This window comes from Streptomyces sp. XY431, assembly GCF_001279805.1.
In the GTDB taxonomy this organism is placed as follows: Bacteria; Actinomycetota; Actinomycetes; order Streptomycetales; family Streptomycetaceae; genus Kitasatospora; species Kitasatospora purpeofusca.
On record NZ_LGDO01000127.1, the window covers coordinates 1 to 11,674 of the forward strand.

Here is an 11,674-nt window from a genome sequence, read left to right on the forward strand (position 1 = left end):
TCGCTCGCGAGGTCTACCGCGTGCTCACCAGCACACCAACCGAACAAATCACGCAAACCGACCTTGCTCCCGCAACTTGACGTCTATAGGAGCATCCGCGCAGGAAGTCGGCCCCTCCGACTTCCTGTGCACAGACGCGTATGCCGCTTCGTCCTGAGCCCCTGACCAACCCACTCTGCCCCCCCGCCGCCGAGGACGGACAATGGCGCCAATGGGCGAGGGCGCCCCGACCCGATCGGAGCCGTAGTGTGAGTGACGACCAGTCCGCCGCAATTGCCGCCATGGCGAGCCTCGGAGAGGTTCTGTCGTGCGTCGGGCCCACCTGTGGGGACATTGTCGACTGGATTGCGGCGGAGAAGGTCCACGGAACGCCCTTCCCGGCCGACTACCGGGCCTTTGTCGCGGCCTTCGGCAACGGTTCGATCGAGGAGATGGTCGGCGTTGACATCCCTGCCACCTCGGACGAGCTGCGGTTCGGAACACTCTCAAGGCTCTCGGAAGCAGCGCTCGCGGATTTCGCGGTGAACCGATGGGCTCCCGCCGACAGGGGCCGGCACCGGCTGGAGGACCTGCTCATCTGGGGCGAGACGGGCGCCGCCGACACTCTGTGCTGGATCACGACTGACCCGGACCCGGACCGCTGGCCGGTCGCGGTGTACTCGCGGATGAATCTCGAATGGTCGGTGTACCCGTGCGGCATGGCCGAGTTCCTGCTCAAGATGCTGCGCGACGAGTGGCCGCAGTGCCCGATCAGTGACTCCTCGCTCCAGGGCATGCCGGACCCGCGGTTCCTGCACAACAAGGACGCGGCCGCGAGTTGGGAGCTGGGCAACAACCCCTGGGAGTAGCCGACCCGTTCGGTGGAACCCCCCGGTGCGCAGGAAGTCGGACTCTCCGACTTCCTGCGCACCTACCCCAGGTACGGAGTCGCCCGGTGCTCCAGGAAATGCCGGAGCCGTAGCTGCTGGGTGTGGTGCATCGGCAGGTTGCCGATGTCCTCCGGCGCCACGAACCGCAGATCGGTCGACTCGTCGGAGATCCGGAGCTCCCCACCCGTGACGCGCGCGGTGAAGCAGATGTTGAACTGCTGCCGCACCTCGCCGTCCGAGTAGGCGATCACATGCCGCGGATCGGTGTACGTGCCCACGATCCCGGTGACCTCCACCTCGAGCCCCGTCTCCTCCCGGACCTCCCGAACAGCGGCTCCCGGCAGCGACTCCCCGAGATCCATCGCCCCACCCGGCAACGCGTACAGCCCGTTGTCGACCCGCCGCTGCAGCAGCACCCGCCCCTCCCCATCGGTCACCACGGCGGACGCCGCAACCACCAGCCGATTCGGCACGGGCGCGCCGGGGTCATCGTAGAACTCGGTGCGTGCCAAGTGATCAACTCTCCTCAACCGGCCAGTCGGCGTCCCACACTGCCGCGCGCCCCCGCCGCACCCCGGTGGGCGCGGGCGGTCCGGATGCTTGAGGCACCACTCGGCTTTCCCGTAGTGGAAAGCGCATGCCCTTGCCTTTCGGTAGGACGAGCATGAACCATCGATCTCGACAACGGAACGAGGAGGAACAGTGGCTCTGCGTAAGCTGTCCGGCGACTCGGACTGCAAGAGCGGCACCTGCCCGACGCTGTGGGAAACGGAGGACAACACCGCATTCCTCGTGCAGGGCTATGTGGTCACCGACCCCGAGCAGCTCGCCCAGATCGACCTTCCCCAGGGCGAGAGCGTCGTCCGTGTGCCCGTGAACATCCTGGAGGACTACTTCCGTGCTCGACGGAACTGAATTCGGCCGGCTCTTCGAGAGCTTCCAGCACACCGCGTTCCGGCTGGAGACGCTGGACCTCTACGACGTGGAGGAGGAAGCGGAGGAGTTCGCGGCCTTCCTGGCCGGCGAGGCGATGCCCCCGGAGTGGTCCGACAATCCGTGGGTCCGGTCCATGACCGACCTCGGCAAGACCGTCTCCCGCGTCCATGTCCTCACCTCGCCGCTCACCGACTACCTGCGCTACGAACTCTCCGCCTACCCTGGAAACATCACGGCGGGCGAGACCATCGGCATCATCGACCGGGCAGCCCGTCCGGTGGCCGGGCTGCCCGAGCACGACTTCTGGCTCTTCGACGACACCGACGTCTACCGCATGCACTACACGACGGACGGCAAGTTCATCGGTGCCGAACGCCTCCCCGCAGAGGCAGCCCCCGAATACCGCCGCTACCAGCAGATCGCCGAGACGAATGCGGTCCCCTTCGCCGACTACTGGCGGCAGCACCGGCCTTGAGCGCTGCAGAGGACATCGGAAAGGCCCTACGAGCCCTGCGTCATTCCTCGGAACTCACCGGAGAGACCGTGGCCCGTAGGGCCTCCATGTCTCCGGGCAAGCTGAGCAAGATCGAGCACGGCAAGGTGCTCCCGAGCGTCGTGGACGTCGACCTCATCCTCACGGCACTCGGTGTGTCGGCGGCGGCCAAGGAGCAGTTCCTCGAACAGGCCCGGGTCGCCGCAACGGAGGAGACCGCCTGGCGGCTCATCCACCGCACGGGGTTCTGGAAGCACCAGCAGGCGATCCAGGCCATCGAGCAGCGCACGACCGAGCTCAGGCTCTTTCAGGGACAGTTGGTTCCCGGACTGCTCCAGACGCTGGAATACATCTCGGCGGTCTTTGACCTCCTGCCCGAATTGTCGGAGGAGTCGCGGATCAGGACCACCGCTGCTCGGCTGGCCCGGCAGCAGGCACTCCACGACCCGAGCCGATCCTTCCACTTCCTGGTCTGCGAGCACGTGCTGCGGTGGAGGATCTGCGACGCGTCGGTCATGGTCGTGCAGTTGGACCGGCTCGTCTCGCTCTCCAGACTCCCCAACGTGGCCGTCGGCCTGCTCCCTCAGAACGCTCGGATGCCCGACTTCCCGATGACCTGCTTCAGCCTCCACGACGACCGCCTCGCCATCGTGGAAACCTTCCACTCGGAGATCACCACCCGGGACCCCAAGGACCTCAGGACCTACCGGGAGACCTTCGACCGCTTCGCCGCTGTGGCCGTCTACGACGACCCGATGCGTGCGGCCGTCGAAGGAATCAGGGACGAGTACTTGCCTGCTCGGTAGACCCGGGACGGCCGAGACCCACGAGGTCCCCTTCGCCGACCGCTGGCGGCAGCACCGGTCCTCAATGATGTGATGGCCGCATGAACAGCTCGCCCATCGACGACTCCGAACCGCCCGAGCACCGGCGCTACGCCCAGTACCTGCGCGCCCTGGAAAGCGTCGCCGAGGCGGAGGAGGCCGACCTGCTGGCCGCCGTCCTTCGCGACGAGGACCAGTCCATGGCCGAGGCCGCGGTGAACCAGCACCTCGAACGCCGGGCTGCCGAGCAGCTGACCGGACCCGGGTTTCCGGCCTGGGCCGAGATGATGGCCGTAGTCGTCGGCGGCCGCGCCTTCCTCGTCCGGCGCCTGCGTGAGTGGACCCTGCTCAGGTCCCTCGCCCTGGACGAGCCCTGGACCGAGGAAGAACTGCTGACCGCGTCCGACTGGTTCCAGCGCACGGTCACCACCACCCGGTCCGTCACTTCCCCCGCAGCCCTCGGCCTCCTCGCCGAGCGGGGACGCACCCGCCGCGTCCGCAACGCGGCGAGCCGCCGGGGCTGACGGTCAGGACCGTCACTGGGAGGGCCGTTGTGACTCGGCAGCGATCCACTGCCGGGCTTGCGCCGCGACGTGGTCGAGGGGTGCGAGAAGGGCGGGTTCGGTGGGGACGACGGCGCTGTCGCCGAGTTGTGCGGTGACTCCGGTGCGGGCGAGGAGGGCGGCGAGGGCTGGTCGGACGCCGGCGAGGGCGAGGCGTCCGACCTGGGCGGGCAAGCTGTTCGCGTAGCGGCGGATCAGCTTGAGCATGGCGGACGACGGGGCGTCCCGGGCTGTGCGCATCAGCAGGATCAGGACGGTGCCGCGGGCGCCGTCGACGCGAGGCAGCTGGGTCTCCAGACGGGGGAGTTCGTCACCGTCGGTCCCGTCAGGGGGTGACGATGGCGAAGGACTTGTCGGGCTCGGAGACGTAGGAGAAGAGGCGGCCGAGGACGGCGGGGTCGCCCTCGCTCCGGACGCCGTCCAGGCCCTGGCCGGCCAGCAGGCCGAGGAGTTGTGGCTTGGTGAGGGTCAGGGTGAGGTCCGACGTGACCTTGGGGGTGGTGCCGAGGGGGGTAGCGCGGTGGGTCAGGGCCCCGTTGCGCAGGGTGAGCCGGTGGCGGTTGCCCTCGTCGGTCAGGGCGAGGTCGACGGTGAGGGCGTCGTTCCACGCCTTGGGGCCGTCGATGCGCACCGCGACGGAGTCGAGCAGCATCTCGGTGGTCAGTGCCATCGCCATCCCGGCGCTGGTGTCCAGTTCGATGGTGCCCGGGCCCTGGCGCAGTTCCAGCGCGGCCATGAGGTAGAAGTTGCGCCAGGGGCCGTTCTCGCTGCCGTGCCCCAGCCGCTCGTACACCCCGGCCAACTCCTCCTTCGCGGCGTGGTTCTGCGGATCGGCGAAGACCACGTGGTTCAGCACGGTGGCCGCGAAGCGCAGGTCGCCGTCGGCGGCGTAGCCGCGGGCCTTGGCCAGGGCGGCCTCCGGTCCGCCGGCCAACTCGACGTAGCGCGTGGCCAGTTCCACCGGGGGATGCTCCCACAGGTGGGCGGGGTTGCCGTCGAACCAGCCGAGGTAGCGCTGGTAGACGGCCTTGGTGTTGTGGCTGAGGGAGCCGTAGTAGCCGCGCGCGTGCCACGCCTGCTCCAGTGCGGGCGGCAGCCGCATCTCCTCGGCCAGCTCCGCGCCGGTCAGGCCGGAGTTGAGCATCCGCAGCGTCTGGTCGTGCAGGTAGGCGTACAGGTCGCGCTGCTGGGTCAGCATCTCGACCACGTTCTCCCGGCCCCAGGTCGGCCAGTGGTGCGAGGCGAACGCCACGTCGTAGCTGTCGCCGAAGAACTCGACGGCCTCGTCCAGGTAGCGCGACCAGATCCGCGCATCGCGCACCACCGCCCCCCGCAGGGTCAGGATGTTGTGCATGTTGTGGGTGGCGTTCTCCGCCAGGCACAGCGCGCGCCGCTGCGGGAAGTTGAAGTTCATCTCCGCCGGAGCCTCCGTGCCCGGGGTGAGCTGGAAGACGATCCGCACCCCGTCCACCGTCTCCTCCTGCCCGGTGCGGGTGACGTCCACGGTCGGAGGGATCAGCGAGACGGTGCCGGTCGAGGTCGTCATCCCCAGCCCGGCGCTGACCTGCCCCTCCGGCGACTTGGGCAGCCGGTCGCCGTACATGAACATCGCCCGCCGCGTCATCGCGTTGCCGGCGTAGACGTTCTCGCTGACCGCGTGCTCCAGGAACCCGATCGGCGCGATCACCGGCACGTCCCGCTCGCTCCCCTCGGGCAGCACCCCGCGCGCACCGCCGAAGTGGTCCCCGTGCGAATGGGTGTAGATCAGACCGGTCACCGGCCGCTCCCCGCGGTGCTCGCGGTAGAGCGCGAGCGCGGCGGCGGCGCACTCGGTGGAGATCAGCGGATCGATCACGATCACCCCCCGCTCGCCCTCCACCAGCGTCATGTTCGACAGGTCCAGCCCCCGGACCTGGTAGATCCCCTCCGCCACCTCGTACAGCCCCTGCTTCGCGCACAACTGCGCCTGCCGCCACAGACTCGGGCTGACCGTGTCCGGGCACTCGCCCCTGAGGTAGTCGTAGGCGTCGTTGTCCCACACCACCCGCCCGTCCGCGGCCCTGACCACGGCGGGCACCAGCGCCCCCAGGAAGCCCCGGTCGGCGTTCTCGAAGTCGGTGGTGTCCTCGAACGAGGGCAGGTGACTCATGTGTCGCTCCGATCATCCGATCAGCAGCAGTCAGGGACCTGGCGCGGCCCCCTGACGGGCTCGGGAATGCCGCGGGCACCCCTGGGAAGTCTGCGGCCTTGGTGAGGATCGCGCACGGCGAGGGCGGCGAACGGGCGCGCGGCCACGGGACGGCCCCGGCGAGCCTTCGCCGACGGACGAGTGCTTCCCGGCCGGCGGCCTTGAGTCTCCCGTAGGGGGAGACGCGAGAGTAGGGGCATGGACGGGGACACGCTCTTCACGATCGGCGACCTGGCCCGGCGCACCGGGCTGACGGTCAAGACCATCCGGTTCTATTCGGACTCCGGGATCGTTCCGCCGACCGACCGCAGCCCGGCCGGCTACCGGCTCTACGACCTCGGCGCGCTCGCACGTCTCGACCTGGTGCGCACCCTGCGCGACCTCGGCCTCGACCTCGCCGCCGTCCGGCAGGTACTGGACCGGGAGGTCTCGGTGCCCGAGGTCGCGGCCGCGCACGCCGACGCCCTGGAGGTGCAGATCCGCGTCCTCCGCCTGCGCCGCGCGGTGCTGCGCGCGGTGGCCGCCCGCGACTCCACTCCCGAGGAAATGGACCTCATGCACAAGCTCGCAAAGCTCTCCGACGACGAACGCCGACGCCTGATCACCGACTTCGTCGACGACACCTTCGGCGGCCTCGACGCCAACGCCGAGTTCGTCGACATGATGCGCTCTGCCGTGCCCGAACTGCCGGACGACCCCGAACCCTCGCAGGTCGAGGCCTGGGTGGAACTCGCCGAACTCACCCAGGACCCCGACTTCCGCGCCGCCGTCCGCAGGATGGCGGAGTACCAGGCGGCCGAACGCGCCCGGGGCGACCGCACCGGCCTGCACCACGACCTCACCGAGGCCGTCCGCGACCGCGTCGGCGGCGCGCTCGACGCCGGCCTCGATCCGGCCTCGCCCGAGGCCGCGGCCGTCGTCGACGCCCTGACCGCGCTGTACGCGCAGACCTTCGACCGCGCCGACGATGCCTCACTGCGCCACTGGCTGCTGGCCCGGCTGGAGATCGCCGGCGACCCGCGTGCCGAGCGCTACTGGCACCTGCTGTCGGTCATCAACGGGTGGCCCGTCCCGCCCAGCCTGGCACCGGTGTTCGGCTGGTTCACGGACGCCCTGCGCGCCCGCAGCTCCTAGGCGCCCGGTGGCCCTGCGCAGGAAGTCGGCCCGCCCGACCTCCTGCGCAGGACAGCGCGGTGTGGCTCTCGAGGGGGAGGGGCCTCGTCCACGCGGACGAGGCCCCTCTGCTTGTCGTACTGCCACGGTGGATCCATGTCGATCAAGAGCGGTACGGGCACGCGATGGGGGTACGCCGTCGCGGTGTGGGGGGTGCTGTTCGCGATCCCCAGCTTCCTCTGGGCGATGGGGAGCACCTTCGGCGCGCGGTCGACGGTGGCGCCCGAGCTGGTGCGGCTCGCCCAGGACCGGGTGCCGTGGTTCCTGGCCGTCCTGTGGGTGACCGGCCTCCTCAAGCTCCTCGGGGCGGCGATCGGCCTCGGCCTGACGCGCCTCCGGGGCGGTACGGCCGGCCGCTCCCTGGTGTTCTGCGGCGGCGGCGCGGCAGTCCTCCTCATCTGGCACGGCGGCCTCTTCGTCGTCCACGGCATCCTCGTCGAGACCGGCGCCGCGACCGTCGACCCCGACCTGGCCGGCCTCACCCGCTGGTACCTCTACCTGTGGGGCCCGTGGTTCATCGCCGGCGGCCTCGCCTTCGCCGCCGCGACCGCCCACTACCTCCGCCTCCTCCACCCCGGCGGCCGCCGCTTCGCTGGCACTGGCGCCCTCGGCGCCCTCCTCCTCTCCCTGGCCTCGACTGCCACCGGCATCGGCTGAGACACAGGCACGCAGGAAGTCGGCCCGCCCGACTTCCTGCGCACCGCCCCGATTTCGCGTTGCCGCAAGACATCGCGCTTGCCATTCACCAGCGGGAATCGGGAGCATTGCTGGGATGGAGAACGACATCGGCGGCACATTGCGGAATCTCCGCCAGGCGGCTGGGAAAGAGGCCAAGGCGGTTGCCCGTGGCGCCGCCATGTCCCCGTCCAAGCTGAGCAGGATCGAGACCGGCAAGGCCATCCCCTCCACCATCGACGTCGAGCGGATCCTCACCGCCATCGGCGTTTCCGACGCCGTGCGCGCCGATCTTGTCGAAACCGCCCGCCGCGAGGCGACCGAGGCTGTGGCCTGGCGGTTCCTCCGGCGGGCGGGGTTCCATCACCACCAGGACAGCATCCGCGCGGTCGAGGCGGAGACCGAGGTGCAGCGGGTGTTCCAGCCCTCCTGCGTTCCGGGTCTCTGCCAGACCCCGGAGTACGTCCGGGCCGTCCTCGCGCCCAAGGGGCTCACGCCCGACGTCCTGGCGCGCACCATGGCGGCCCGGCTGGAACGGCAGTCCGTGCTATTCGAACCCCGGAAGTCCTTCCACTACCTGATCACCGAGTCCGTCCTGCGCTGGCTGATCCTCCCGCCGGCGGAGATGGCGCTTCAGCTCGACAGGATCACGGCTCTGTCCCGGCTTCCGAACGTGCACATTCGAGTAGTGCCGCTCTCCGCACGTATGACGGAGGTCAGCTCCTCCTCCTTCATCGTCTACGACAGTCGGCTCGTCATCGTGGAGATCCCGCACGCCGAGATCTCCACCACCGATCCCAAGGACGTGGACCTCTACCTGGCGCGCTTCCGGCGATTCGAGCAGGTGTCCCTCGAAGGCGATGCGATGCGCGAAATGCTCGCGCAGCTCCGGGACGAGTTCTTGCGGCAACGAGAAACCTCCTGATTCCCCGGTGGATCCGCCCCTACCGTGAAACTCGCCCGCCGGAATTCGGCGGGCAGAAGGTGAGGGAGATCCATGTCCACCGCAGCATTGCCGGTGCTGGACGAACTGGTCGGGCCGACGAGTCCGTTCGCGTTCCGGTTCCTGATCCCGGTCACGGGTGCCGGAGGCATCCTCGCGTCCGACCTCGGGTACGACGAGGTGACGCAGACCTGCACCTATGCGGGTCTGCCACCCGGCGTCCACATGACCAGCAACCCGCCCAAGACGTACGGTCCGACGCAGCCCACCGGCCAGATGGACGCGCCGGACGACCCCGGAAGCAGCAACGACTGAGATGTCCGACTCCGGAGCCGTCCTCGTGATCACGGGGACGTTCGACCCGACCGCCGATCTGGTGATCGAGGAACTCAACCGGCGTGCGGTGCCGGTCTTCCGGGCGGACACGGCATGGTTCCCGTCGAGGCTGGCCGTCGCGGCCGGCCTTGACGGGCCGGACGGGTGGCACGGGACGGTCGCCACCGGCCATCGCGTGCTGGATCTGGCCGCGGTCCGCTCCGTCTACTACCGGTGGGTGTTCCTGGAGGTGAACCCCAACGGGCAGTACGGGTTCGTCGAACAGGCGACGGGACTGCCCATCACCGCCGCCGTCTGTGACTACCTGGAAGGCAGCAGCACATGACGACGGAGATCGAGGCCAGGGTGAGGCTGGCCCGGGAGGTCGAGCGCGGGGCGTCCGTGCTCTCCTCCCGGGTGGTCGAGGCGTTCCTCAATGTGCCGAGGCATCCGTTCGTCCCGGCCTTCTACCGGCGTGACGGCGCGAAGTACGTTCCGACGCGCGGCCACAACGACGAGTGGCTGCGGGCGGTGTACGCGGACGACGTCCTGGTGACCGAGGTGGACGGGGTGCACGCCGAGGACGGGCCGGACGGTGGGGTCAACGGCGACGCCACCTCCTCGTCCACCGCGCCCGGGCTGATGGCGGAGATGCTGGACGCGCTCGACGTCCGGCCCGGGGACCGGGTGTGGGAGATCGGGACCGGTACCGGGTACAACGCCGGGCTGCTCTGCCACCTCGCGGGCGCGGCGACCGTCACCACCGTCGACCGCACCGGGCGCCTGGTGGACGCGGCCCGGGAGCGGTTGCGCGGGGTCGGGTTCGAGCCCGCCGTCCTGCGGGCCGACGGCGCGGGCACGCCCCCGGCGGGCGGGCCGTTCGATCGGATCATCGCCACCTGCGCCGTGCGCCGCGTACCGACGGCCTGGCTGGAGCAGTGCGTGACCGGTGGGGTGATTGTCGCGCCGGTCGGCAACGCGCTCGGCGGCGGCGCGGTCGCCTGCCTCACCAAGCTGCCCGGCGGCGGTGCGGCGGGCCGGTTCCTGCACCGGCCCGCCGCGTTCATGCCCCTGCGGGCGGGCGGGAGAACGGCGAGCCCCGGCCTCCCGACGGAGGTCACGGGCCGACGCCGGACGAGCGTCGTCGGTGCCCGGGTCCTGGACGACCAGGCCTTCTCCTTCTGGGCCGGCCTCTGCCTGCCCCGGACCGTCCTCCGGGACGGCGACACGCTGCACGACCCGGCGGACGGCTCGACCGCCCGCGTCGAGGACCACCCGGGCCGTCCGTCCGCCGTGACCACGAGCGGGCCGCGCGACCTCTGGCAGCTCGTCGAGTCCGCCTGGAACGGTTGGCGGCGCCACCACCGGCCCCGTCGCGAGTGGCTCACCCTGACGGTTCGCGCCGACGGCCCGCAGACGGTCGGCTTCGCCGCGCCCGACGGCGGGACGACGGCCTGGCTCCTCTGAGCACGGGTAGGTACCGCCGGTCGGTGGACGGCCGGGCCGAGGTGCTGACCGGACGGAGTACCGGGGTCTGCCGGGTGGTGCGCGCCCTGCGGTGTGCCGGGAGCAGGTCAGGGGACGACGGGGAACGGGACGGGGACGCCGTCGGCCGGGAGGTAGTTCACGTCACCGGGGAAGAAGATCTGCGCACCGTGCGCGAGGCTGGACTGCGCGCTGAGGCAGAGCTTCAGCTGGGTGACGGCGAACGGCATGCCGCCGACCCAGTAGTTGACGTTGTACGCGGCCATGCACTGGCCGCGCCGGGTGAACTGCTGCGGTGTGGCGTTCGGCGGGATCGTCGTGAAGTCGGGGGCGGGGGCCTGCACGCGGATGGGTCCGGGCAGGTCGGCGGGATCCTGCGCGGCATGCGCGGTTCCGGCGGTCAGGGCCAGCAGCGGGGCCAGCACGGCCGCGGCGGCCGCCGCGGCAGCCGGTCGGCGAGGACTCATGGACGAAGGCTCCTTCGGGAGACGGAATCACCGGCGCCCGGCACCCGTTCGGTGGCCGACGCCGTGGACCGCATCCTTTCGGCCCCGGCCGGTGCGGCGATATCCCAGGTTCCTGGGTAGCTCTCCGTCCGGCGGCGGTCCGGCCGCGCGGCGGGGGCTCGTCGGCTCGGGCCTCGACGAGCTCGAAGCCGTCCTCGCCGGGGACGGTCGTCCACGTCGTCGCGCAGCCGAACGATGTTCCACCCGGTGTTCCGCCGTCCCGGCCGGGACGGCGGAACACCCTGTGGACGCGCCCGCGTCGCTCCGCTAGATGAACCGCACCTGGGGCGGGTTGCCGTTGGAGACGGACACCGTTCCCTGCTGGAACTGGACGTCGCAGCCGTGGGTCAGGAACCCGCCCTCCTTGGTGACCGAGAAGGTGCCGGTCTGGAAGCCGACCGTCAGGCCCCGCTCCATGCTGACCCACTTCTTGAACTCGCTGATCGCGGAGAAGATGATCCGGTCCGGCATGGTGACGAACATCCGCGTACCGTCGTGGCTCAGCTTCATCCCGCCGCCGACGGAGAGCATCCCCTGGACCCGTGCCTCGCCGGAGACCCGGGCCTCGACGGTGTGCAGCGCGTTCAGGCTCGCGGTGCCGGCGGTGACGGTGCCGAGGTCGTGGCCGCCGTCGCGCAGGACGCGGACGCCCTCGGCGGGGAACTCGATCCAGCCGTCCGAAGTGCTGCGGCCCTGGACCCACT

At 70.4% G+C, this 11,674-nt stretch carries 16 protein-coding genes; 11 read left to right on the forward strand and 5 right to left on the reverse strand.

What is annotated here, in order from left to right:
- Positions 1-248: 248 nt before the first annotated feature.
- The gene (locus ADK60_RS15945; RefSeq protein WP_053646676.1) at positions 249-848 is read left to right on the forward strand and encodes an SMI1/KNR4 family protein; all 600 of its coding nucleotides are present in this window, start codon (positions 249-251) and stop codon (positions 846-848) included.
- 62 nt (positions 849-910) lie between these two features.
- Here ADK60_RS15945 and ADK60_RS15950 read toward each other — a convergent pair whose 3' ends face one another.
- On the reverse strand, positions 911-1,381 hold the full coding sequence (locus ADK60_RS15950) for an NUDIX domain-containing protein (protein ID WP_053646678.1): 471 nt from the start codon (positions 1,379-1,381) through the stop codon (positions 911-913).
- Positions 1,382-1,571: 190 nt separating this feature from the next.
- Between ADK60_RS15950 and ADK60_RS15955 the strand changes: the two genes are divergently transcribed.
- The 4 genes from ADK60_RS15955 (at position 1,572) to ADK60_RS15970 (ending at position 3,646) form a co-directional block, all read left to right on the forward strand.
- Positions 1,572-1,784 carry a hypothetical protein gene (locus tag ADK60_RS15955; protein ID WP_053646680.1) on the forward strand — a complete coding sequence of 71 codons (213 nt, stop codon included), beginning with the start codon at positions 1,572-1,574 and terminating at the stop codon, positions 1,782-1,784.
- Positions 1,768-2,280 (forward strand): DUF6879 family protein, encoded by a 513-nt coding sequence (locus ADK60_RS15960; RefSeq protein WP_045941129.1) that lies wholly within the window; start codon positions 1,768-1,770, stop codon positions 2,278-2,280. Before ADK60_RS15955 ends, ADK60_RS15960 begins: the two co-directional genes overlap by 17 nt.
- A complete protein-coding gene (locus ADK60_RS15965) occupies positions 2,277-3,104 on the forward strand; it encodes a helix-turn-helix domain-containing protein (protein ID WP_353651752.1) in 828 nt (275 codons plus the stop codon). The genes ADK60_RS15960 and ADK60_RS15965 overlap by 4 nt, the downstream gene beginning before the upstream one ends.
- Positions 3,105-3,184: 80 nt before the next feature.
- Positions 3,185-3,646: a hypothetical protein gene (locus ADK60_RS15970; protein ID WP_053646682.1), complete on the forward strand. Its 462-nt coding sequence runs from the start codon at positions 3,185-3,187 to the stop codon at positions 3,644-3,646.
- A gap of 12 nt (positions 3,647-3,658) precedes the next feature.
- Here the strand turns inward: ADK60_RS15970 and ADK60_RS44830 are convergent, their stop codons facing one another.
- Both ADK60_RS44830 and ADK60_RS15980 read right to left on the reverse strand, forming a co-directional pair.
- Positions 3,659-3,925, reverse strand: coding sequence for a hypothetical protein (locus tag ADK60_RS44830; RefSeq protein ID WP_159400453.1), 267 nt, complete (start codon positions 3,923-3,925; stop codon positions 3,659-3,661).
- A gap of 85 nt (positions 3,926-4,010) precedes the next feature.
- The gene (locus tag ADK60_RS15980) at positions 4,011-5,834 is read right to left on the reverse strand and encodes an alkyl/aryl-sulfatase (RefSeq protein WP_053646685.1); all 1,824 of its coding nucleotides are present in this window, start codon (positions 5,832-5,834) and stop codon (positions 4,011-4,013) included.
- Between the two features lie 237 nt (positions 5,835-6,071).
- Between ADK60_RS15980 and ADK60_RS15985 the strand changes: the two genes are divergently transcribed.
- From ADK60_RS15985 to ADK60_RS16010, 6 genes are all read left to right on the forward strand, one after another.
- Entirely contained in the window at positions 6,072-7,007 is a 936-nt protein-coding gene (locus ADK60_RS15985) for a MerR family transcriptional regulator (protein ID WP_053646687.1), read from the forward strand.
- A gap of 135 nt (positions 7,008-7,142) precedes the next feature.
- Positions 7,143-7,703, forward strand: a complete 561-nt coding sequence (locus tag ADK60_RS15990; protein ID WP_053646688.1) for a DUF3995 domain-containing protein — start codon at positions 7,143-7,145, stop codon at positions 7,701-7,703.
- Positions 7,704-7,818: 115 nt separating this feature from the next.
- Positions 7,819-8,646: a helix-turn-helix domain-containing protein gene (locus ADK60_RS15995; protein ID WP_053646689.1), complete on the forward strand. Its 828-nt coding sequence runs from the start codon at positions 7,819-7,821 to the stop codon at positions 8,644-8,646.
- A 72-nt stretch (positions 8,647-8,718) separates the two neighbouring features.
- Positions 8,719-8,979, forward strand: coding sequence for a hypothetical protein (locus tag ADK60_RS16000; RefSeq protein ID WP_053646690.1), 261 nt, complete (start codon positions 8,719-8,721; stop codon positions 8,977-8,979).
- 1 nt (position 8,980) lies between these two features.
- The gene (locus ADK60_RS16005) at positions 8,981-9,325 is read left to right on the forward strand and encodes an MvdC/MvdD family ATP grasp protein (RefSeq protein ID WP_053646692.1); all 345 of its coding nucleotides are present in this window, start codon (positions 8,981-8,983) and stop codon (positions 9,323-9,325) included.
- The gene (locus ADK60_RS16010; RefSeq protein WP_053646694.1) at positions 9,322-10,446 is read left to right on the forward strand and encodes a methyltransferase domain-containing protein; all 1,125 of its coding nucleotides are present in this window, start codon (positions 9,322-9,324) and stop codon (positions 10,444-10,446) included. The genes ADK60_RS16005 and ADK60_RS16010 overlap by 4 nt, the downstream gene beginning before the upstream one ends.
- A gap of 107 nt (positions 10,447-10,553) precedes the next feature.
- On the opposite strand, the gene ADK60_RS16015 is transcribed toward ADK60_RS16010, so the two are convergent.
- Both ADK60_RS16015 and ADK60_RS16020 read right to left on the reverse strand, forming a co-directional pair.
- Positions 10,554-10,931 carry a hypothetical protein gene (locus ADK60_RS16015; protein ID WP_053646696.1) on the reverse strand — a complete coding sequence of 126 codons (378 nt, stop codon included), beginning with the start codon at positions 10,929-10,931 and terminating at the stop codon, positions 10,554-10,556.
- A gap of 306 nt (positions 10,932-11,237) precedes the next feature.
- The coding region (locus ADK60_RS16020; protein ID WP_159400454.1) for a hypothetical protein at positions 11,238-11,674 on the reverse strand (437 nt) is incomplete at its 5' end.

Bases quoted from the DNA above. Each gene is read 5' to 3' on its own strand.
- ADK60_RS15980 (WP_053646685.1), bottom strand. From the start codon at position 5,834: ATGAGTCACCTGCCCTCGTTCGAGGACACCACCGACTTCGAGAACGCC.
- ADK60_RS15990 (WP_053646688.1), top strand. From the start codon at position 7,143: ATGTCGATCAAGAGCGGTACGGGCACGCGATGGGGGTACGCCGTCGCG.
- ADK60_RS44830 (WP_159400453.1), bottom strand. From the start codon at position 3,925: ATGCGCACAGCCCGGGACGCCCCGTCGTCCGCCATGCTCAAGCTGATC.
- ADK60_RS16015 (WP_053646696.1), bottom strand. From the start codon at position 10,931: ATGAGTCCTCGCCGACCGGCTGCCGCGGCGGCCGCCGCGGCCGTGCTG.
- ADK60_RS16010 (WP_053646694.1), top strand. From the start codon at position 9,322: ATGACGACGGAGATCGAGGCCAGGGTGAGGCTGGCCCGGGAGGTCGAG.
- ADK60_RS16000 (WP_053646690.1), top strand. From the start codon at position 8,719: ATGTCCACCGCAGCATTGCCGGTGCTGGACGAACTGGTCGGGCCGACG.
- ADK60_RS16005 (WP_053646692.1), top strand. From the start codon at position 8,981: ATGTCCGACTCCGGAGCCGTCCTCGTGATCACGGGGACGTTCGACCCG.
- ADK60_RS15985 (WP_053646687.1), top strand. From the start codon at position 6,072: ATGGACGGGGACACGCTCTTCACGATCGGCGACCTGGCCCGGCGCACC.
- ADK60_RS15970 (WP_053646682.1), top strand. From the start codon at position 3,185: ATGAACAGCTCGCCCATCGACGACTCCGAACCGCCCGAGCACCGGCGC.
- ADK60_RS15995 (WP_053646689.1), top strand. From the start codon at position 7,819: ATGGAGAACGACATCGGCGGCACATTGCGGAATCTCCGCCAGGCGGCT.